This window comes from Trinickia symbiotica (assembly GCF_002934455.1).
GTDB lineage: Bacteria > Pseudomonadota > Gammaproteobacteria > Burkholderiales > Burkholderiaceae > Trinickia > Trinickia symbiotica.
In genome coordinates this window covers 701,981-721,930 of sequence record NZ_PTIR01000001.1, presented here as the reverse complement: position 1 = coordinate 721,930, position 19,950 = coordinate 701,981, and the positions used below count along the sequence as shown (strand labels likewise).

The following is a 19,950-nucleotide window of genomic DNA, read 5'->3' as shown; positions in this document are numbered from 1 at the left end:
GTCAAGCCGCAGCCGCATTCGGCTGGACTGGGCGAAGACCGAAGTCTTCCGGGAAATGATCGAGTGCCGAGATGACCGGGTAGGGCGTCATACCGCCCATCGCGCAAAGCGAGCCGGACACCATCGTGTCGCAGAGGTCGCGCAAGAGCGTGACCTGCCTCTCGGACGTATCGCCATTGCGGATGCGCTGAATGACCTCGGCGCCGCGCGTCGAGCCGATCCGGCACGGTGTGCACTTGCCGCACGACTCGAGCGCGCAAAAATGCATCGCGTACTGCGCCAGCTCGGCGAGATTCGACGTGTCGTCGTGCACGACGATGCCGCCGTGGCCCACCACAGCGCCGACTGCCGCATAGGCTTCGTAGTCCAGCGGAATGTCCCACTGGCTCTCGGGCAGGTAGGTGCCGAGCGGTCCGCCGACCTGTGCCGCGCGTGCGGGGCGTCCGCTCGCGGTGCCGCCGCCGTAGTCGAATATGAGTTCGCGCAGCGTGACGCCGAACGCGAGTTCCACAAGCCCGCCTTGCTTGATGTTGCCGGCGAGCTGGAACGGCAGCGTGCCGCGCGAGCGGCCCATGCCGAAGTCTTTGTAGAACGCCGCGCCGCGCGCGAAGATGATCGGCACCGTCGCGAGCGTAATGACGTTGTTGATGACGGTCGGCTGGCCGTGCAGGCCCGCGAGCGCCGGGACCGGCGGCTTCGCGCGAACGATGCCGCGCTTGCCCTCGAGCGATTCGAGCAGCGCCGTTTCCTCGCCGCAGACATACGAGCCCGCGCCCTTCGCGACGAAGAGGTCGAACGCGCGATCCGAGCCGAGCACGCTCGCACCGAGCCAGCCGGCCGCGCGCGCCTTCGCGATCGCCGCCTCGAGCGTCGCGATCGCGTGCGGGTATTCGCTGCGCACGTAGATGTAGCCCTCGGTCGCGCCCGTGGCGACACCCGCGATGATCATGCCTTCGATGAGTCCGAACGGGTCGCCTTCCATCGAGAGCCGGTCCGAGAACGTGCCCGAGTCGCCTTCGTCCGCGTTGCAGACGATGTACTTCTGCGGGGCCGAGGCGGCTCGCACCGTCCGCCATTTGATGCCGGCCGGAAACGCCGCGCCGCCGCGACCGCGCAGGCCCGATTCGAGCACGAGCTCGCAGGCTGCCTCGCCGCTCATCGCGAGCGCGGCCTTCAGGCCCGCGAGCCCCTCGTGGGCCACGTAATCGTCGATCGAAAGCGGATCGGTGATGCCGAGCCGCGCGAACGTGAGGCGCTGCTGGCGCTTCAGATACGGGATGTCCTCGACGAGTCCCACCGAGCGCTCGTGCGCACCGCCCGAGAGCCATGCATCGACGAGCGAGGGCACGTCCTCGACGCCGACGTTCGCGTAGCCCACGCGCCCATCGGCCGTTTGAATCTCGACGAGCGGCTCTAGCCAGAGAAGTCCGCGCGAACCGTTGCGGACGATGTCGACGGCCAGGCCGCGCGCCGCGGCAACGCTCGCGATCGCCTGCGCGACTTCGTCGGCGCCCATGGCGAGGGCCGACGAGTCGCGCGGCACGAAAATGCGGTGCGTCGTGGGCGAGTTCATGCGGACTCCTTGGCATTCGCTTCGACGCCCGCGGCGGCGCAGGCCGCGTCGAACAAGGCGTCGAACTTCGGCGGTGTCATCTTCGCGTAGAGCTTGCCGTTGATCGTCATGGCCGGCGAGAGCGCGCATTGCCCGAGGCAGTAGACGGATTCGAGCTCGACGGCTTCGTCATGACCTCGCGCCGCGGTATCGCCGCTGCCGTGCTTCGCATCGAACCGACAACCCGTGTGCGCTTCGACGTGCCGCGCGAGCGCCTCGGTGCCCATGCTGCGGCATGATTCCGCGCGGCAAAGGGCGACCGTCACGCGTGCGGGCGGTGTCGTACGGAAATGATGGTAGTAGGTGATGACGCCGTGTACTTCGGCGCGCGAAAGATTCATCGCGCGCGCGAGCGGCGCAACGGCCTCTTTCGGGATGAATCCGACTTCATCCTGGATGGCGTGCAACACTGCAAGCAGCGATGCGCCTGGCTTGACGTGCCGGCGGACGAGCTCGTCCGGCGCGGCGGCGCGGGGATGTTCCACGTGGGGTCTCCTTTCTGTCCCTTGATCAGGGCAACTGCGTTGCAATATGCACTTGCGGTACATATAGCCTGCAGATATGCTCGGCTTCTTCACTTGTTCTGGAACAATAGGCGCGTGCTTTTCGATATGCAATAGGAAATCGGACCACATAAATGATCGACATCCGGTGCGTCACTGAACTGATCGTGCGCGATAGCGCGGGCCATGAGGCGAGTTTGACCGATATCGCGCCGCTGCTCGCGCTCGTCGACGAGACGGGCAGCATCGCTCAGGCGGCCGAGCAAAGCCGCCTCTCGTATCGCCACGCGTGGGGATTGCTGCGCCTTTTCGAGGCGCGGCTCGGCGGCGACCTGATTTCGAAGGAGCGTGGCAAAGGCTCGGCGCTGTCGGATCTCGGTCACGCCGTCGTCAGGGCGCAGCGCCTCTGCGCGGAGCGGCTCGAAGGACCCATGCAGATGCTCGCGAGCGAAATCGCCGAGGAGCTCAACCGTCAGCTCGGGCGCGGCAGCGCGATCCGCATTCACGCGTCGCACGGCTACGCGGTGGCGGCGCTCGTCGCCGAGCTCGGGAGCCGCGGCGTCGTCGCGGTGGACATCAAGTATCGCGAGAGCGCCGAGGCCGTCGCGTCGCTCGCGCGCGGCGAGTGCGATTTCGCCGGTTTTCACCTGCCGGCCGGCCCGTTCCGCGAGCTCTGCGCTGACATTTACCGGCGCTGGCTCGACCCTCGGCGCCATGTGCTCATTCATCTGACGAAGCGCAAGCAGGGCCTTTTCCTCCAGAAGGGCAACCCGAAGGGCGTGCGGGGGCTCGACGATCTCGCCCGCAACGACGTGCGCTTCGTCAATCGGCAGCCCGGCTCGGGCACGCGGCTTCTGATCGACCTCGAGCTGCGCCGCGTCGGCGTCGACCCGGAGCGCATCAACGGCTATGCGTCGACGGAGCTGACGCATACGGCGATCGCGGCTTTCGTCGCGAGCGGGATGGCCGACGTCGGCTTCGGCGTGGCGCCGGCCGCGCACCATTTCGGGCTCGACTTCATTCCCGTCGTCGACGAGGATTACTACTTCGCCTGCGAGCGTGGGCGGCTCTCGTCGGCGCCGCTCGCGGCCGCGATCGAGGTGCTCAAGAGCGAGGCCTTCCAGGCGAGCGTCTCGCGTCTCGAAGGCTACGACCCGGCCGAGTGCGGCCTGCTCGTGGACGTCGCGAGCGGGTTGCGCGGCGGCGCGCCGGCACGAGTGTCGCGCTAGCGTCGTAGGGGCGGGGGCACCAGGCCTTTCGCCATGTATACGTGCGTAATACGAATCAATGCACAGCCGGCCGGTTCTGCGTTAGGCTTACCAGTCTCTTGGGTCGTCCCCAGCCATGACAGATGCGCCGACGAGGCGCAGCAAGAACGAATATGAAACCGCTCATCAATGCCTGCGCCGCCGCCCTCGCAGCCGGCGCGTTGACAGCCGTCGCAACGCTTGCCTTCGCCCAGAACTCGCCGGGCGTGCCGGGCGGCATCCTGAACGATCAGTTCCGGCTGCAGCAGCATCCTCAGCTGCAATTCGCCGCTTCGGCGCCGACCAAGAAGTATCAGACGCGCCGGTCCGAGCTGCGCAAGAAGGGCGACCTCGGCGACCCGGACGGCTGCAATCTCAAGTGCCCCGAAGATCAATGAGCCGCGCATAACACGGATCGGCGTTGCGGAAACTCGGGGTTCGGCGCACACGCAGCCGCCGCCGCGGAGTTACCGGTCACTTTGCCGACCACGCATATCGTCTTTCTCACTCTTGAGACGCCGCCACCGCGGTTTGCCCGCGCGGGCGGGCGTCCCTTCGTGTTGAACTCGCCTGCCGACCGTCCGGCGTTGCACGCCTGAAACGTTTATCGGCCGAGCGTGGGCTCTCGATATGGCGCTTCTTCGCTGGCGCCGCATCGCTCAGGGCGTGGCGCGATATTTGCGATCACGACGCGCATTACACGCAGGGGATGAGCCGGCTCGCGAGTGCCGCCCATCGACCGCGGAAAAAATCGAGAAGCGGCCGGCTATCCGGCCGTGGCGCGCAGACGGTGCGCACGCCTCAGAGGCGGCGCGTACGAGCCAGGGATATGGGAAGGGGTGAGCCGTGAGCATAAAGCATCGCTTGTTGATCGCGGAAGATCATCATTTGCTTCGCTGCGGGCTGCGTTCGATGCTCAACGCGCTCGGCGAGTATGAGGTGGTCGGGGAGGCCCGGGACGGCAAAGAGGCTTGTCAGCAGGCCATCGCTTTGGCGCCGGACGTGGTCCTTACCGATCTCGCGATGCCGGGCATGAACGGCATCGATGCGGTGGCGACGATCAAGCGCCGTTCGCCGCAGATTCGCATCGTGGCGCTCACGGTGCACAAGGCCCAGGAGTATGTTCGCGAAGCATTGCGGGTCGGCGTGGACGGCTACGTGCTCAAGGACGCTTCGTTCGACGAACTCGTGGCGGCGCTGCGCGCCGTGATGCAGGGCAAGCGCCACTTGAGCGCCGACGTCTACGGCAACCTCGTTCAGTCGTTCGTGACCGGCCGCGACGCGTCGGCGCCAAAAAGCGCGTGGGAGCTTCTCACCGCGCGTGAGCGCAGCGTGCTGAAGCTCGTGGCGGAGGGACGCACGAACCGCCAGGTGGGGCACTATCTCAATCTCAGCCCGAAGACGATCGAGAAATACCGCGCGAATCTCATGCACAAGCTCGACATCTGCAACCTGACCGGGCTCGTGCTTGCCGCCATCGACATGGGCCTGATCGCGCCGATGTCTCATACGCTCCAGATTGCCGAGACGAGTGTGCCGCCCGTTACGCTCGAGTGAACGACGAAGGTGCCGCCGGCCGCCTCCACGCGATGCTTCATGCCGATCAGGCCGAGACCGCGGTCGAGGTCCGGATCGGTGGCCGGGCAAAGCGTGTCGAAGCCGACGCCGTCGTCTTCGATCGCGAGCGACAGGCCATGTTCGGTGCGGTGCAGCCTCACGCTCAGATCCGCCCGATGCGGCCCGATCGAAAATCGAATTTCAGCTCGCGATGAACGGGATCGAGCAGTCGGTTTGGGATCCGCAAAGCGGTAACGTCTTCGTGGCGATTCCCGAACTAGGCGGCAAAGCGGCGAGCGGTGCCATCGGGAATCCGAAGCAAGGGAAACTCGTCGGGATGGATCACGTATCCGAGTGTATGCCCGCGGGGCTGGTGATCGGCCGGAACATCGAAATCGGCGCGGCTCCGCGCGAAGGGGCGAATAGCCTCCCGCGCGGAGAATCGGATCGGCGGTTGCCTTATGAGTTCAGCGCCGCCTTCTGCGCATTTTCCCTCGCTAGCATGCGTTGCGCTTGCAAGTCCCCGCGCCGGGCTTCCTGAGCTGTCTGCACGGACGTCTCCGTCGCCTCGGCGAGTGCGGCGCGCGCCGCGCTGCTGATCGAAACGGAATAGGATGCAGCCGGTTTAGTCGATTGCGCGGACGACGTGCTGTTTGGTTGCGGCGTCGCAGTCGCTTGTGTCGTGCCTTTCGCCAGCTGTGGCGGCGCACGGGAGGCGTCTGCTACGGGGCCGGCTGTTTGGCCGGTTATTGCGTTTATCGCCATGCTTCCCTCCAAAAGGTTGTGCCAGTTTGTGGCATCCAGTTTTATCGGCGCGCAGATGCATGGCTTGAGCAGTATGTTTTTTGTAACAACGCCGGTTCTTAAGCTTGCCATAAGCAAGGGATGCTGCCGCGACGACGTATTCGTCGAGCGGGTGTGGCGCAGCATCAAGTACGAGGAGTGCTTCTGAAGGCCTACGAGTCGGTCAGCCATGCCCGACGCTCCATCGGCGAATACATCGAGATTTACAACCGGAAACGGCCCGACTCGAGCCACAAGTTATGAAGATGCTCGCGCTTGTCCGGGAGTCAACATCAGCGAGCTACCCCTTGAGATCCCGTGCGGCGAAGGCCTGATCGAACTGCGGGGCGCACTGAACGGACTCCCGACCATATAGCGGAGCTCGAGCCGATTCAGCAGCGCTCACGCCGGGAGTTTGTTGAGAAACTACTATCGCGATAACGGAGCCGGCGTGTCCGCGAGGCGGTACTGCATGACACCGGGCGAGCCTGCGACTGGCACTAGCTTCGGATTGGATTGCGCCTCGGTATTCACGGTGGACGCAACTTTCGGCTTGTCCTCAAGGCAAGGAGAGTTGGTCTGCGCAGCCGCTGCCCGGAACGAATCGTCTTGGCACATGATGTTAAACGCGATGTCCTTGCGGTCCATCCGCCATGCGACCGCTGCATTGAGCCGGCGGTTGCAGTCGGCGTCTTTTATGGTCGCGGCGCCCGTAGCGCCGACGCCTACGACGGAGACCGCCGCCGATACAGAACCCCAACAGGTCTCTGTTACTGACGCCGTTAGCGACGGGGCATATACCGTCGGTGCGCTTCTGACCGTGTACGAACCGCTATATCCCACGGTAGATTCCGCAGGTACGGTCTGCGCATTCGCAACACCGGCCGGTCCGGAGCCTTGGCTGCCGGTACCGACGTTCACATTGACGTTTGTCGCTTGCTGCGCTGTTGACTGCGTACCATTCGTAATCGTTCCGTTTGCCTGTGCCATCGCGATTCCGCTCAGCAGCATCGCAGTGACAGCAAAAATGGCCTTTTGCATTTTTATTCCCCGATTTTTTGCCGGGCCGCGTATGGCCCGACACCGCTCAGATCACGTCTATCTTTGATCGCGGCATTCGCGCTGATTACCAGCGGTTGAAGCCCGTCTTCGACATAGATCCTTCGAATGAGCCAAAGCTGCCAAAGCCTGCACCCGCCACGCCGACAAAGCCATCTGCATTTGCTGTCGAGCTCCCCGTGGCGTCCGCCCATCCGCTCTGATCGGAGTCTCCCGCCCCCTTGGCGCTGAACGTGCTCGTGCCGAAATCTTCTGAACCCGTGTTGCTCGAAATCGAGAAACCGGTATTCGTGAAGTTGTTTTGGCCGTACGTGCTCGTTACCCCATTGTTCCCGTTGCCAGAGTTAGTGTTGGTGATGGAGTGCGTGTTGGTGAAGCCCGCGTTGGTACCGAACGTCACCGCGGTGTTCGCGAAGCTCTGATTGCCGGCTGTGAACGAACCGGCGCTTTGTCCCGGACCGTACATCGAGGCGCTGTAGTTGCCGTTGACGGTGGAGGTTGTATCGTTGCTCACGGCAAAGCCGCCGATACCGAGCGCACCACTTACCCCGCCGTTGGCGTTAGCCGCTATTGAACTATTCATGCCCGGCGCCGGGCCGCCTGCGAACGCAGTCGTTGAAAGGACGAATACCGCAACCGCCAGTACCATTTTCTGTTTCATTTTGGACTCCTAAGTAAAGAGGGGCGATATGGATCTCCGAGGCAGCCCCCCCTCTTGCCCCGTAGCGCTTTTTGTCCTTGCGAATCGCAGTCACGGCATATGTTGGTAGCTTTGCAGTCGTCTTTTGCTCAGCCACCAGCAATACGGTATTCGCTACCGATGAGGAGCTTGCAGCCCCGTCTTCATCCGCAATGTGATTCGTCTGTCCTCTGAGTGGGCATAATGTACGGTCGGCGCCGACACGGGGTATGTTCGGCTACAAACCAATCATAGGTTCCGTGAAAGTGCGTTCGGCCGATACATCGTGCGGTGGCTCGCTTTCGTCCAGTCCGAACGAGCGACATGCTGGGAATCGCGATTGCCTTTTCGCCCACGGGCAATGGATACGGAACTTCAGCCCGCTCGTTCCCCTGCGGCGTATTCAGGCGAGCGCTCGTACGGATGGCTTCCCGCCATGGCTGGTAGAGCTCCCTCCGATGTACGCGGCGGCACGCTCGTTTCTGCGCTGTGGGCGGGTTAGTGCTAGCCAGCGTCATGAACGCGATACGCGATACGCGATACGCGATACGCGATACGCGATACGCGATACGCGATACGCGGGACGTGACGTCACTGCGGCGATCGTCTTGCGCTGCCCATGCCAAGGCGGAATCAGGAATGAGACGCCGAGCAAAAACTGCGATCGGCTCTCGAAGCCGGGCAATTGGCGGGGTCGACCTACTTGCCGTGCTCGCTGATGGGTTGCCCTCGATGACGGCGCCTAACGTTATGTGGCGCCACCCACGATCTCGAAAGGGCAAATCCGGATAGGATAGGTTCACTCACCCCTGTCCTACGTTCAGGGGGCCTCGCCGCTCTTGTCCCCCGGCAAGAGCGGCATTTTTTGTCGACACGGTCAAGCAAAGCGGCCAGCTCAAAGCGATCGGCGCTTTCCAGCGTTGCCTGTCAACCGACACCTGATTGCGTTCCCACGCTGGCGTCGCGACTTCTCGATCGATTGTTACTCGCAAGAACGAACGTCGGCGCCCTCGCCGCGCGCCGGTCCCTTAGCGCGCTCGCCGATGACGTTGGCGGGCTGCGCGGATGGTGGCCGAGGGGAGCCTAGCCGCGCAGCCCGATAACCGTGGTCATGATTCCAGCTTCGGCCACGTCAAACGCAGCATGCAGTTTTCCCGCGCGACGCGTTCCTATCTGCTGGAATCTTGTTGCGCTGGGCACGGCCAGTCATTTCACGGGGGTGCTGCCGGCCTAGACGACGTATTCGGACTGCTTGCGGGAGCCGCGCGCAGCGATTGCAATTGCGTCGTCAGCCACGTTGCGCTCGGGAGGGATGGCGCGTCGCCGCACTGGACCAAGTAGGGCTTGCCGCTGATGCTGCTTTTGCTCGCGGCAAGTCCAATGAACTGTTCGGTGCTCGTCAGGGTAGTGCGGTTTTCAAGGTAGTGGAGCTTGGTGAGCAAGTGCGCCTTCGCTTCCTTCCCCGAATACCACGCGCCGTTGCGATTGAACCTGCAGTGCGATGTTTCAACGCGGTTTAGCAAGGACATAATTTCCGCCTGCACAACGGGCTGAGTCTCGCCCGGCTGCGCGGTCATCGTCATGCCGACAGCCAGGACAACCAGCCCCATGCGAATGAGTTGCGACACAGCTGTGCTCCATGCGAATGCGCTCATGAGCGAGAGTCTCTTTCTTTCTGGATCCTAGAAAATGTCGTCCGGTCCCACAACGACAGACAGCACAGCGAAAACCATGCTCGGAAATTTCACCGCGGGCTGCTGCGCTTATTTCTCGACGCGACACGGCGATCAAACTCGCCGTTGTCGCTACGCCACCAACTAGCCACGCGTGAGCGAAAAAAGGCTCTCCCGAAACCCTGCATGATGGGGGACAGGAGAGCCAAGATACCGCGTTCCGGGGAGCGGTGATCGCGGTATCATTGCAATTCTGTTGCATGTCGGGGCATCAACATGGGGCATCCAAGGCATGTTGAGAGGGCTTCACCCCTACGATTCGATGGGGGACTATGCTTTGCTTTGGTGGTTGTCGATGGTTCTGGGAGGCTCCATGACGAGTTCGTTGAAAGACAGGCTTTTCCAGGCCGCATTAGCCCGCATCGTCGCATCGCAAGTTCTTTCCGCCTGCATCGGCACTGGCGCGACGCACGACCAGATAAAACGAAGTAACGGGTCCGATGCGGAGCCGCTACATGCGGCCCCGCCGGCTTGCTGTTCCGGCGGCGCCGCAATGACCGTTTTCGAGGGCAACACCAAGACGGCGTCTGCCCTTTGGGCGGCAAGGAGCAACGCGTGAGTCTTGGGTTCCTGATTTTCCTGAGCGTGCTGCAAGGGGTCACGGAACTGTTTCCCGTGAGCAGCCTCGGCCATACGCTGCTCGCGCCCGCGCTCGTCGGCATGCACGTCGACCAGCACGCGCCGCAGTTGATTCCGTTTCTCGTCGCGCTGCATCTCGGTACCGCACTCGCGCTGCTCTGGTATTTCAGGCAGCGCTGGATCGAACTCGTGAAGGGGTGGTTCGGCACGCTCTCCGGCCAGCGCAGCGACGACGGCCACATGATGTGGGCGCTCATCATCGGCACGATTCCGGCCGGGCTCGTGGGTCTCTTACTCGAAAGGCGGCTTGAGCAGGTCTTTCACGATTTGCGCATCGTCGCCATGGCACTGATTCTGAACGGCGTGTTATTGTGGGTCGGCGATCGCATCCAGCGGGCGCGCGCACACCAGCCGCCGGAAAAACTGAGTTTTCGGCAGGCGTTTCTCGTCGGACTGGCGCAGATCGGCGCGCTCGTGCCCGGATTTTCGCGCAGCGGGCTGACGATGATTGCCGGCAACGCGGCGGGCCTCACGGCTGAACGCGCGGCCGAATTCGCGTTCCTGCTTGGCACCCCGATCATCTTTGCCGCGGGCGTGCTCGAGTTGCCCAAGCTGTTCAAGGCACCGGAGCAACTTGGCGATGCGCTGCTGGGCGGCGTGCTAACGGCGATTGCGGCCTATCTGAGTGTGCGTTTTCTGATGCGGTATTTCGAGGGGCGCGGACGCCTCGCGACGTTCGGCGTCTATTGCATCGTCGCGGGCGCGCTTTGTCTCGCCTGGTTGATGACGCACGGGCAGCCAGCCTGACGGTGCCGATCTTCGTCATGGCACTTCAGTAGGCAAGCGACTCTACATGGACGTATCGCCAGGTTTGGCGCCAACCGAACGATGACTCCTTGGAGCGATTTACCTGAGCTGGACTGAAACAATGCCGCGCATGTCGTCACGCAAGATGAGCAGATAAGCAACCAGACGACAAGCATTTCAAACGCCAGGCGCCGCTCGAATAGTCCTGCAGAGGCGATCACCTTGGCCTCGCCGTGCGCCCACTCAGCGACGGCGAGCGCCGGCATCCAACTAAGTGGCGGCAACGGACGCGATGCACCGAAGGAGCCTCAGCAAACGATGCAACAGGCGCTCGATCCGCTTCTTGTGGCAGCGTTACGACCGGGGCTGCCGCGGGGGCGCGCCTCCGCGCGCGGGGCACGAACCCACACCGGGCGCGTCCAACTAAAAGCGCTTCGAGAAGCCCACGGTAAACCCATGCGGGAGAATCTGTACAAATAGAGGCGTTTTCCACCGCGTGGCCCAGTAGCCCACTGCGGATCCGAGCGCCCAGCCCGCCAGTACATCGGTTTGCCAGTGCGCTTGACTTTTCACGCGAGCAACCGCATCGTAGGCCGGCAACAATTCGAGTGCCCAGACCCATGGATCGCGGCTACCGTAGTTGACGATGACGGGTGTGACGAAGGCTGCCTGCAGGGTGACTTCACCGCTCGGAAAGCTGTGTCCGCCGCTGGTAAACCATTGATTGGGGCCCTTGCCGGCCGTTGGCCGGGCGCGGCCGAACGCGTACTGCAGCCCCACGGCAGCGGCGGACGAAATGACGCCTGCGTCAATCGTCTGCCAGAACGTATGGCCCAGTTCGGTGTCGTTGCCAAGCCAGAGCGCGCCGCCGACCGCCGTCGCAATGACGCCGTACTCGAGGCTGAGTTGGTATCCCCGGCCCCAGATTCCTCCCTGATCGAATGCCAGCTCGTGGTCGATCCCGAGCGGGCCGCCGCCCGCTTGAGTGGTTGAGCACGCGAGTGCCAGTGCGGCCGCAGCACTCCCGCGTTTAAGCACCGGATAATTGCCAAGCGTCTTCCGAACCATGGGGACCTCGCTAAAAGGCGGGACCGGCTTTGGGAACCAAGACGGATCGAAACGGCTCAACTGCGCGACGTAGATTAGAACGCCTTGTTTTCGGTTGCCTTTCGGCATCGTGGTCCAGACCGCGACGGCACCCATCGGAATCGCGCTGGGCGCGCGGCGCTTGTCAAGAGGACAGCGTGAAAAGCGGTCAAGGTTGATTCCTGATGTGGGGGCCGATCGCTGGGGCATGGACGCGAAACAGCCCCGAGTTGGTATTCCTTGAGCGCCTATCGATCCGTCATGCCGGCGATGTAATGGGCAATGCGCCGCGGCTGTGCTGATCCACACCGCCGCCGACGGCCTCGAATGGTCCTACGGCTAGCGTGTGCCGGCCGCGCAACGCCTGCGGTATCTGCTGGACTTCGGCTATGCGACGGGTCTGCGCGGCAGCAAGCTGGTTGGTGCGACGCTCGCCGACATTCGCCGCGACGAGCAAGGCGATCACTGGTTGCGGGTGCTCGGCAAGGCTGGCAAGTGCGGCAAGGTGGCGTTGCCGCTTGCAAGAACCGCACTCGACCAGTATCTCGTGCAGCGGGGGCTGCCGGTCACGCCCGCGCGCCGGAACCCGGCGACGCCGCTTGTCGCAAGCCTCGAAGAGGACAGCGGAGGCGTTGAGAGCGCCCGGCTCTGGCGCGCGCTGAGGCGATTCTTCGTGCTGGTGGTCGACTCGCTCCAGGACGAGCGGCCGGGGACGGCCGAGAAGCTGCGCCGGGCGAGCCCGCATTGGACGCGGCACACGCACGCCTCGCACGCGCTCGGGCGGGGCGCCCAGCTGATCATGGTGCGCGACGATCGGCGCTATTCGTCGACCTCGACGACTATCTGCACCGCGACGAAGTTTAGCGCGCCTGGCAGTTGGGCCAAGCGTTTGCCGCACGGGACTTCAAGCAGTAGGCCGTTTATGCGGACTTCCACGTAAGCCCATCAGTTTTCACAACTTCGTCGCTTATGATAGAAATTTGCTTACCTTGTTCGGCCCCGTAATCTCGATCCAAGTGGGAGTTCGTTATAGCTTCATCCAGCTTACGCAATCGTTCGAGAAGTTGCGACGCCAGCTCAAGAACACGATCGGACGCCCCAAGTGGAGTCGACAAAGCTTCGACACGCGCTCGCCAATAGCGGGGCGTAAATACTGAACCGCGTTGCCCTTTTAGATCGGCTCCTCGCGCTTCCAGATAACTGACCATCCTGTCGATGTGAGCCAATTCGCACTCTTGCTCGTGTATGCTCATTTTGGTCTTCCCCGGCGGCCGGATGACATCGAACAATCCGTGCGTTGGCTCTGCTATCGAAGTGGAAATCGTCTCACGTTGTTGCCTAGACGATTAGCAAACATAATGCCCATTGCGGCGGGCGGCCGCAGGGCAGTTTGGCGAGACGTGAATGTGTCGGTATGTTCGCAGCGGCTGGGGCCGCCTGAAAAATCTGTTGCAACATTGAGATGGCGTGTCAAATCGCTTGTTCATTGGTTGAGGCGCTTCCTCAAAGCTATAGACCACGCTTTCCACGGCGGGCGCGGAATCGCTATCACAGTCGAAGGCCAGCGTGCTCGCGTTTGCGATCCGTAACACCTGGCGCCTGCCCAGAATGTCTCGATTTTGAGACGGTTTCCAGCGTAGTTCACGCGATCACCGCATGATTGCCAAGAATCGATGGCGATCATCGAGCGCTCGGTCCGAGCTGCGCAAGAAGGGCGAGCTCGGCGACCCGGACGGCTGCAATCTCAAGTGCCCCGAAGATCAATGAGCCGCGCATAACACGGATCGGCGTTGCGGAAACTCGGGGTTCGGCGCACACGCAGCCGCCGCCGCGGAGTTACCGGTCACTTTGCCGACCACGCATATCGTCTTTCTCACTCTTGAGACGCCGCCACCGCGGTTTGCCCGCGCGGGCGGGCGTCCCTTCGTGTTGAACTCGCCTGCCGACCGTCCGGCGTTGCACGCCTGAAACGTTTATCGGCCGAGCATGGGCTCTCAATATGGCGCTTCTTCGCTGGCGCCGCATCGCTCAGGGCGTGGCGCGATATTTGCGATCACGACGCGCATTGCACGCAGGGGATGAGCCGGCTCGCGAGTGCCGCCCATCGACCGCGGAAAAAATCGAGAAGCGGCCGGCTATCCGGCCGTGGCGCGCAGACGGTGCGCACGCCTCAGAGGCGGCGCGTACGAGCCAGGGATATGGGAAGGGGTGAGCCGTGAGCATAAAGCATCGCTTGTTGATCGCGGAAGATCATCATTTGCTTCGCTGCGGGCTGCGTTCGATGCTCAACGCGCTCGGCGAGTATGAGGTGGTCGGGGAGGCCCGGGACGGCAAAGAGGCTTGTCAGCAGGCCATCGCTTTGGCGCCGGACGTGGTCCTTACCGATCTCGCGATGCCGGGCATGAACGGCATCGATGCGGTGGCGACGATCAAGCGCCGTTCGCCGCAGATTCGCATCGTGGCGCTCACGGTGCACAAGGCTCAGGAGTACGTTCGCGAAGCATTGCGCGTCGGTGTGGACGGTTATGTGCTCAAGGACGCTTCCTTCGACGAACTGGTGGCGGCGCTGCGCGCCGTGATGCAGGGCAAGCGCCACTTGAGCGCCGACGTCTACGGCAACCTCGTTCAGTCGTTCGTGACCGGCCGCGACGCGTCGGCGCCAAAAAGCGCGTGGGAGCTTCTCACCGCGCGCGAGCGCAGCGTGCTGAAGCTCGTGGCGGAGGGACGCACGAACCGCCAGGTGGGGCACTATCTCAATCTCAGCCCGAAGACGATCGAGAAATACCGCGCGAATCTCATGCACAAGCTCGACATCTGCAACCTGACCGGGCTCGTGCTTGCCGCCATCGACATGGGCCTGATCGCGCCGATGTCTCATACGCTCCAGATTGCCGAGACGAGTGTGCCGCCCGTTACGCTCGAGTGAACGACGAAGGTGCCGCCGGCCGCCTCGACGCGATGCTTCATGCCGATCAGGCCGAGACCGCCGTCGAGGTCGGGATCGGTGGCCGGGCAGAGCGTGTCGAAGCCGACGCCGTCGTCTTCGATCGTCAGCGAGAGGCAACGCTCGGTGCGGTGCAGGCCCAGGTCGATCGTCTTCGCCGAGCCGTGTCTCAGCGCGTTGGTGAGCGCCTCCTGGGCGACGCGGAAAACGTCGGCCCGCAGGTTGCCGGGAACCTCCGCGTCCTGAACGCCGCAATCGAAACGGACGCTGAGAGTCTCGACGCGTTCATCGACGCGCGCGCAAAGAGATGCGAGCGAAGCGACGAGCCCGAGGCGCTCGAGCAGCACGGGATTCAACTCGTTGCATATCTGGCGTACGTCGCCGATCGCTTCGCAGATGCTGATGACGGCGGCGTCGAGCAGCTCGCGCGCTTCGAGCGTGCGGCCTCCGCGAAGGCGGATGCGCGCGTCCTCGATCGTCAGCTTGATCAGCGTCAGCGCCTGGCCCAGTCCGTCGTGCAGTTCGGACGTGATTCGTTTTCGCTCGAGGTCCTGGCCGATGACGACGGCGGCGCCGAAATCCTTGCGATTGTGCCGAGCCGCGAACACGCGTCTGCGCACGGCATCCATGACCTCGCGCCACTTCATGTTCCGGAGTCCGCCGGGTGGCAAAGCGATCATGAGGCCTCCGAAAACGGTATGTGCGTGCGAGCAGCCGCGCCAGATCGCGCGCGGCCGGAGCATGCGGGGTAACGCCCGTACGTCGGCCCGCGCGGTCCATCGGATTCGCCGTTATGTACGCGGGCTAACTGAATTCTTGTGTTTCGCCGGCCCTCGCGCAACGGGGCGCCGTCAGGCAACCGCGTAGCGGGGAATTACCCATGCGCGCGGGCGGGCGTTCCTCACTTATTGCACTGTAATGGACAGACAAGAATGGGATCAAGCCCAATAGGGCGCGACGCCGGGGCGGCGAAGGAGGGATCGTGAACATCGATAGGCAGATGATGTCGCGGCTCGCACGGTTGCGCGGCGATTGCCGGCACGACGGCCCGCATCGCCGCATACGGCAAGGTGCCGGCTTCACGCTGCTCGAGCTGCTCGTCGTCATGGTCATCATCGGACTTCTGGCGGGGCTCGTCGCGCCGCAATACTTCAATCAGATCGGCAAGTCGAACGTCAAGATCGCGAAGGCGCAGATCGACTCGCTCGGCAAGGCGCTCGACCAGTATCGGCTCGATGTGGGCCAGTATCCGACGACGGAGGAAGGGCTCGATGCGCTCTTCACGAGGCCGCAGAACGAGCCGCGCTGGAGCGGGCCGTACCTGAAGAAGGCGGTGCCGCCCGATCCGTGGAACCGTCCTTACGTTTATCGCTCGCCGGGCGAGCATGGCGAGTACGACCTTTACACGCTCGGACGGACGGGGCAGCCGGGCGGCACGGGCGAGGACGTCGCGATTACGTCGTGGTGAAAACGGGATGGGGCTGCGCGGTGCGCCGTGAGAACGGGCGGGCTGCCGGGGGAGGGGTAAAGTGAAGTACTCGTTGCGCGTCTTCGATGCGGCCGGTCTGGTGCAGACGATCAGCCTCGAAGGAGATACGTCGGATGGCGCCGCCAGCATTGCGCGCTCGCGAGGCCTGCGCGTGATCTCGATTAGAGCCGATGGGGTCGCCCGCCGTCGGCTCGCGCAAAGTACGGCGCTCGGCGGCGCGAGGTTCAATGTCGAGCTCTTCGCGCGCGAGCTCGCCGCGCTCATCGATGCAGGCGTCAGCGTCATCGACGCGTTGCGCACGCTCGGCAGCAACGAGCGCCGCGAGGCGTCGGCGCAGGTCTATCGCGATTTGCTGCGCCGGCTCGAGGAAGGTCATTCGCTATCGGCCGCGCTCAACTTCGCGGACGATGTGTTCCCGCCCGTGCTCGTCGCCTGCGTGAAGGCGAGCGAGCAGACGGGCGGCCTCGCCGAAAGCCTCAAGCGCTACTCGCGCAACAGCGCCACGTTGCAGGCGCTGCGCGCGCGCGTGATTTCGGCGTCGGTCTATCCGGCCGTGCTGCTGGCCGTCGGCTCGGTCGTCGTGCTGTTTCTGCTCGCGTTCGTCGTGCCGCGGTTCGCGGGCCTGCTCGAGCACAGTGGACATGAGCTGCCGTTGCTGTCGCAATGGCTCATGGCCTGGGGTTCGCTCGTGCACGCGCATGGCGCCGAGCTCGCGGCGGCCCTCGCGATCGTCGTGCTGGGCTCGCTCGTTGCACTACGCCGTGCTTCGGTGCGTAACTGGGCGGCCGACCGTGTGCTTGCCTTGCCCGGCATCGGCGAGTATTTCCGCATCTATCGCCAGGCGCAGTTCTTTCGGACGGCGGCCATGCTCGTCGATGGCGGCATTCCCGTCGTTCAGGCATTCGATCTCGCGCAGGCACTCGTCTCGCGCGCCGATCGCGCAGCGCTCGTGCTTGCGTTGGAGCGCGTGCGCAACGGCGGCAGGATTTCCGAGGCGTTTCTCGACTGCGGCCTCGCGAGCCCGATCACATTCCGCTTGCTGACCGTCGCCGAAAAGACGGGCGGCCTCGGGCCCGTGCTCGACAAGGTCGCGAGTTTTCAGGAGGCGCACGTCTCACGTGCGATCGATCTGATCTCGCGGCTCATCGAGCCCGCGATGATGATCGTCATCGGCGTCGTGATCGGCGGCATCGTCGTGCTGATGTACATGCCGATCTTCCAGTTGGCGTCGAGCATCGAGTAGGGACGACATGGATACCGATACCATCTGCGCGAGTGCCGAGCCCAACCGGACGCCGTATCGCGAGGCGCTCGCATCGCTCGTCGAGCACCATGGGTCGGCCGCCCGCGCGCTCGAGGCGCTGCCGGCGCATATGGGCGTGGACGGCGAGACGGCACTCGCCGGGCTGGCCGAGGCGTTTCGCATGACGCCGATCGGCATGCGGGAGATGCACCGGCTCGAGCCCGACTTCGAAATCATGCCGTTCATCGAGGCGGCGTCGCGCCTCGCGATCTGTTTCCGGGATGGCGAGGCCGGCAGCGAGCGGCTGCTGTTCGTGATCGCCGATCCGCTCGATGCACGCACGCGCGGCTGCGTGGATCAACGCATGCGCGCGCGGCCGCGCGTGCCGTACCGCTGGGCGCTCGCGAGCGTCGGCGATCTGAATGCCTATCTGGCCGCGCGCGAAAAAGACGTGCGCGCGATGGACACGGTCGCGCTTGGGGAAACGGCGAAGCACGCGAGCGACACGGCCGCGCTCGCGCTGACGCTGCAGGGCATCAGTCACGACGACAGCCCCGTCGTCAGGCTGCTCAACTCGACGATCTACGACGCGCTCAAGATGCAGGCGAGCGACATTCACCTCGAATGCCGCGGCAACGGTCTAGTGATCAAGTACCGCATCGACGGCGTGCTCAGCGTGATTAGCCGGATGGAGGGCCGCGAGCTCGCGGACCAGGTTCTGTCGCGCCTCAAGGTGATTTCCGAGCTCGACATCGCTGAGCGCCGCGTGCCGCAGGACGGGCGCTTCAAGGCGCAGTTCGCCGCCCGCGAGATCGACTTTCGCGTCTCGATCATGCCGAACCTCTTCGGCGAGGATGCGGTCTTGCGCATTCTCGATCGTTATCAGCTTTCGCAGGCCGCGGGCGGCCTCACGCTCGAGGCGCTCGGTTTTCAGGCGGCCGACATGACGTTCATGCGCACGGTCGCCGCGATGCCGTACGGGATGCTGCTCGTCACGGGGCCGACAGGCAGCGGCAAGACGACGACCCTCTACGCGATTCTGACCGAGATCAACGACGGCCTCGAGAAGACCGTGACGATCGAGGATCCCGTCGAGTATCAGCTCGGCGACATCCTGCAGATTCCCGTCAACGAAGCGAAGGGGCTCACGTTCGCGCGCGGGTTGCGCTCGATCCTGCGGCACGATCCGGATCGCATCATGGTCGGCGAGATCCGCGACACGGAAACGGCGCAGATCGCCGTGCAGGCCGCGCTCACGGGTCACCAGGTCTTCACGACGGTGCACGCGAACAATGTTTTCGATGTGATCGGTCGCTTCACGAACATGGGCGTCGACTCGTACAGCTTCGTGTCCGCATTGAACGGCGTGATCGCCCAGCGTTTGTTGCGCCAGTGCTGCGGCGAATGCGCCTTGGAAGAGACGATCGCGCCGGAGCTGCTCGCGCGCTCGGGCATCGATCCCGGCACGGCGCACGAGTACCGGTTTCGTCGCGGGATCGGTTGCGCGGCGTGTCGCGGCACGGGCTATCGAGGGCGCCGTGCGATCGCGGAGGCGCTGCGGATGAACGACGAATTGCGCCAGTTGCTGTCGGAGCGCGCGCCGCTCGGTCAGATCAAAAGCGCGGCCCTGCGCTGCGGAATGACGACGCTGCGGCGGGCCGCAGTGAAGCTGCTCGCGGCCGGCGAAACGACGCTCGAGGAGATCAATCGTGTCACGATCGTCGACTGACACACTCGCCATCGGCCTCGGCACCTGCGACGTCGCGGTTGGCCGGCGGCGCCGGTCATGGCTGCGGCGGGCGGCGCGCGATGCGGCACCGAGCGCGGTGCGGATCGTCGAGATCGAATCGGCGCTGCGCTACACGGACGCTGGCCTCTTCGATGCGTTCGGCCGCGCGCTGGACGATGCGAGCACGGATGCGAGCACCGATGCAGAAGGCGGGTCGCCATCGAGCGTCGAGGCGCGCACCGGTCCCCGCCGCGCCGCCATCGTGCTCGACGACTTCTGGGGCCGTCACGCAATCCTGCGCGGCGACTTTCGCAGTCTGCGCGCACGTGATCTGGACGAGGTCGCCGGCGCCTACTTCGCCGATACGTTCGGCGTCGACGGCGAGACGCTCATCGTCCGGTGGCAGGTGCAGCCCGGCGGCCGGACGCTTTTCGCGAGCGCATTGCCGCGCGCGCTCATCGAGGGAATTCGCGAGAAAAGCGCCGAGGCGCGCGTCGATGTCGCGAGCATCGTGCTTGCGCTGCCGCGAATATTGAACCGCGTCCGGTCCGCAATCGGGGGCGGCGACGGTTGGCTGCTCGTCGCGACTGACACGCTGCTGCACGCGGTGACGATCGGCAAGGGCGGCTGGTCCGCCTACGACACCGAACGCGTGTTTCGCGACGGCGCCGAGGAAGGCGACGCGGGCGCGCATGCCGTTGCCGATGCCGCGCGGCAAATCTTCGAGCGGTCGGCGGCGGCGCGCGGGGCCGAATGCGGGGTTTATCTCTGCGGCCTTGCGCTCGATCCCGAGCCGTTCGAGCGGAGCTTCGCGCGCTTCACCGCGCTGCACGCCCACATGAGCAGCGCGCCGCCGGCTCTCGGGCTGATGGAGCTCGCAACATGAACGACCCCCGGGAG

At 64.2% G+C, this 19,950-nt stretch carries 17 protein-coding genes and 2 pseudogenes; 11 read left to right on the top strand and 8 right to left on the bottom strand.

Annotated features, from left to right (window positions below; genetic code table 11):
• Position 1: 1 nt before the first annotated feature.
• Together B0G57_RS03270 and B0G57_RS03265 are read right to left on the bottom strand one after the other, a co-directional pair.
• Complete coding sequence (locus B0G57_RS03270) at positions 2 to 1,573, bottom strand: formate dehydrogenase beta subunit (protein ID WP_018441604.1); 1,572 nt, start codon at positions 1,571 to 1,573, stop codon at positions 2 to 4.
• Positions 1,570 to 2,097, bottom strand: a complete 528-nt coding sequence (locus B0G57_RS03265) for an NAD(P)H-dependent oxidoreductase subunit E (protein ID WP_018441605.1) — start codon at positions 2,095 to 2,097, stop codon at positions 1,570 to 1,572. The genes B0G57_RS03270 and B0G57_RS03265 overlap by 4 nt, the downstream gene beginning before the upstream one ends.
• A gap of 152 nt (positions 2,098 to 2,249) precedes the next feature.
• Here B0G57_RS03265 and B0G57_RS03260 point away from each other — a divergent pair, with 152 nt between their 5' ends.
• From B0G57_RS03260 to B0G57_RS03250, 3 genes are all read left to right on the top strand, one after another.
• Positions 2,250 to 3,344, top strand: a complete 1,095-nt coding sequence (locus tag B0G57_RS03260) for a substrate-binding domain-containing protein (protein ID WP_018441606.1) — start codon at positions 2,250 to 2,252, stop codon at positions 3,342 to 3,344.
• Positions 3,345 to 3,496: 152 nt separating this feature from the next.
• A complete protein-coding gene (locus tag B0G57_RS03255; protein WP_018441607.1) occupies positions 3,497 to 3,760 on the top strand; it encodes a hypothetical protein in 264 nt (87 codons plus the stop codon).
• A 448-nt stretch (positions 3,761 to 4,208) separates the two neighbouring features.
• On the top strand, positions 4,209 to 4,919 hold the full coding sequence (locus tag B0G57_RS03250; protein ID WP_102607158.1) for a response regulator: 711 nt from the start codon (positions 4,209 to 4,211) through the stop codon (positions 4,917 to 4,919).
• Here B0G57_RS03250 and B0G57_RS30780 read toward each other — a convergent pair.
• The gene (locus tag B0G57_RS30780) at positions 4,868 to 5,080 is read right to left on the bottom strand and encodes a sensor histidine kinase (protein ID WP_146013372.1); all 213 of its coding nucleotides are present in this window, start codon (positions 5,078 to 5,080) and stop codon (positions 4,868 to 4,870) included. The two genes, B0G57_RS03250 and B0G57_RS30780, sit on opposite strands and share 52 nt — an antisense overlap.
• 704 nt (positions 5,081 to 5,784) lie before the next feature.
• Between B0G57_RS30780 and B0G57_RS31560 the strand changes: the two are divergent.
• Positions 5,785 to 5,966 (top strand): annotated as a pseudogene (locus B0G57_RS31560) (integrase core domain-containing protein); the annotation flags it as partial.
• Between the two features lie 165 nt (positions 5,967 to 6,131).
• On the opposite strand, the gene B0G57_RS03230 reads toward B0G57_RS31560, so the two are convergent.
• The 3 genes from B0G57_RS03230 to B0G57_RS03215 all read right to left on the bottom strand — a co-directional run bounded on the left by B0G57_RS03230 (position 6,132) and on the right by B0G57_RS03215 (position 9,068).
• Complete coding sequence (locus B0G57_RS03230) at positions 6,132 to 6,743, bottom strand: hypothetical protein (RefSeq protein WP_018443293.1); 612 nt, start codon at positions 6,741 to 6,743, stop codon at positions 6,132 to 6,134.
• Positions 6,744 to 6,828: 85 nt separating this feature from the next.
• Positions 6,829 to 7,422: a hypothetical protein gene (locus B0G57_RS03225; protein WP_018443292.1), complete on the bottom strand. Its 594-nt coding sequence runs from the start codon at positions 7,420 to 7,422 to the stop codon at positions 6,829 to 6,831.
• Positions 7,423 to 8,651: 1,229 nt separating this feature from the next.
• Entirely contained in the window at positions 8,652 to 9,068 is a 417-nt protein-coding gene (locus tag B0G57_RS03215) for a YfeK family protein (protein ID WP_102607165.1), read from the bottom strand.
• 660 nt (positions 9,069 to 9,728) lie between these two features.
• On the opposite strand from B0G57_RS03215, the gene B0G57_RS03205 reads away from it, so the two are divergent.
• On the top strand, positions 9,729 to 10,559 hold the full coding sequence (locus B0G57_RS03205) for an undecaprenyl-diphosphate phosphatase (protein WP_026230154.1): 831 nt from the start codon (positions 9,729 to 9,731) through the stop codon (positions 10,557 to 10,559).
• 423 nt (positions 10,560 to 10,982) lie between these two features.
• Here B0G57_RS03205 and B0G57_RS03200 read toward each other — a convergent pair whose 3' ends face one another.
• The gene (locus tag B0G57_RS03200) at positions 10,983 to 11,762 is read right to left on the bottom strand and encodes a phosphatase PAP2 family protein (protein WP_018443287.1); all 780 of its coding nucleotides are present in this window, start codon (positions 11,760 to 11,762) and stop codon (positions 10,983 to 10,985) included.
• Between the two features lie 178 nt (positions 11,763 to 11,940).
• Between B0G57_RS03200 and B0G57_RS03195 the strand changes: the two are divergent.
• Together B0G57_RS03195 and B0G57_RS03190 are read left to right on the top strand one after the other, a co-directional pair.
• A pseudogene (locus B0G57_RS03195) lies at positions 11,941 to 12,509 on the top strand (integrase); the annotation flags it as partial.
• A 1,351-nt stretch (positions 12,510 to 13,860) separates the two neighbouring features.
• Positions 13,861 to 14,571: a response regulator gene (locus B0G57_RS03190; RefSeq protein WP_102607158.1), complete on the top strand. Its 711-nt coding sequence runs from the start codon at positions 13,861 to 13,863 to the stop codon at positions 14,569 to 14,571.
• On the opposite strand, the gene B0G57_RS03185 is transcribed toward B0G57_RS03190, so the two are convergent.
• Positions 14,520 to 15,269, bottom strand: a complete 750-nt coding sequence (locus B0G57_RS03185; protein ID WP_223258684.1) for a sensor histidine kinase — start codon at positions 15,267 to 15,269, stop codon at positions 14,520 to 14,522. The two genes, B0G57_RS03190 and B0G57_RS03185, sit on opposite strands and share 52 nt — an antisense overlap.
• A 320-nt stretch (positions 15,270 to 15,589) precedes the next feature.
• On the opposite strand from B0G57_RS03185, the gene gspG reads away from it, so the two are divergent.
• The 4 genes from gspG to B0G57_RS03165 all read left to right on the top strand — a co-directional run bounded on the left by gspG (position 15,590) and on the right by B0G57_RS03165 (position 19,936).
• Positions 15,590 to 16,057, top strand: coding sequence for a type II secretion system major pseudopilin GspG (gene gspG, locus B0G57_RS03180; RefSeq protein WP_018439148.1), 468 nt, complete (start codon positions 15,590 to 15,592; stop codon positions 16,055 to 16,057).
• A gap of 61 nt (positions 16,058 to 16,118) precedes the next feature.
• Positions 16,119 to 17,321, top strand: a complete 1,203-nt coding sequence (locus B0G57_RS03175; RefSeq protein ID WP_026229386.1) for a type II secretion system F family protein — start codon at positions 16,119 to 16,121, stop codon at positions 17,319 to 17,321.
• 7 nt (positions 17,322 to 17,328) lie between these two features.
• Positions 17,329 to 19,050, top strand: a complete 1,722-nt coding sequence (locus tag B0G57_RS03170) for a GspE/PulE family protein (protein ID WP_018439146.1) — start codon at positions 17,329 to 17,331, stop codon at positions 19,048 to 19,050.
• Positions 19,031 to 19,936, top strand: coding sequence for a hypothetical protein (locus tag B0G57_RS03165; RefSeq protein ID WP_018439145.1), 906 nt, complete (start codon positions 19,031 to 19,033; stop codon positions 19,934 to 19,936). Before B0G57_RS03170 ends, B0G57_RS03165 begins: the two co-directional genes overlap by 20 nt.
• Positions 19,937 to 19,950 lie beyond the last annotated feature (14 nt).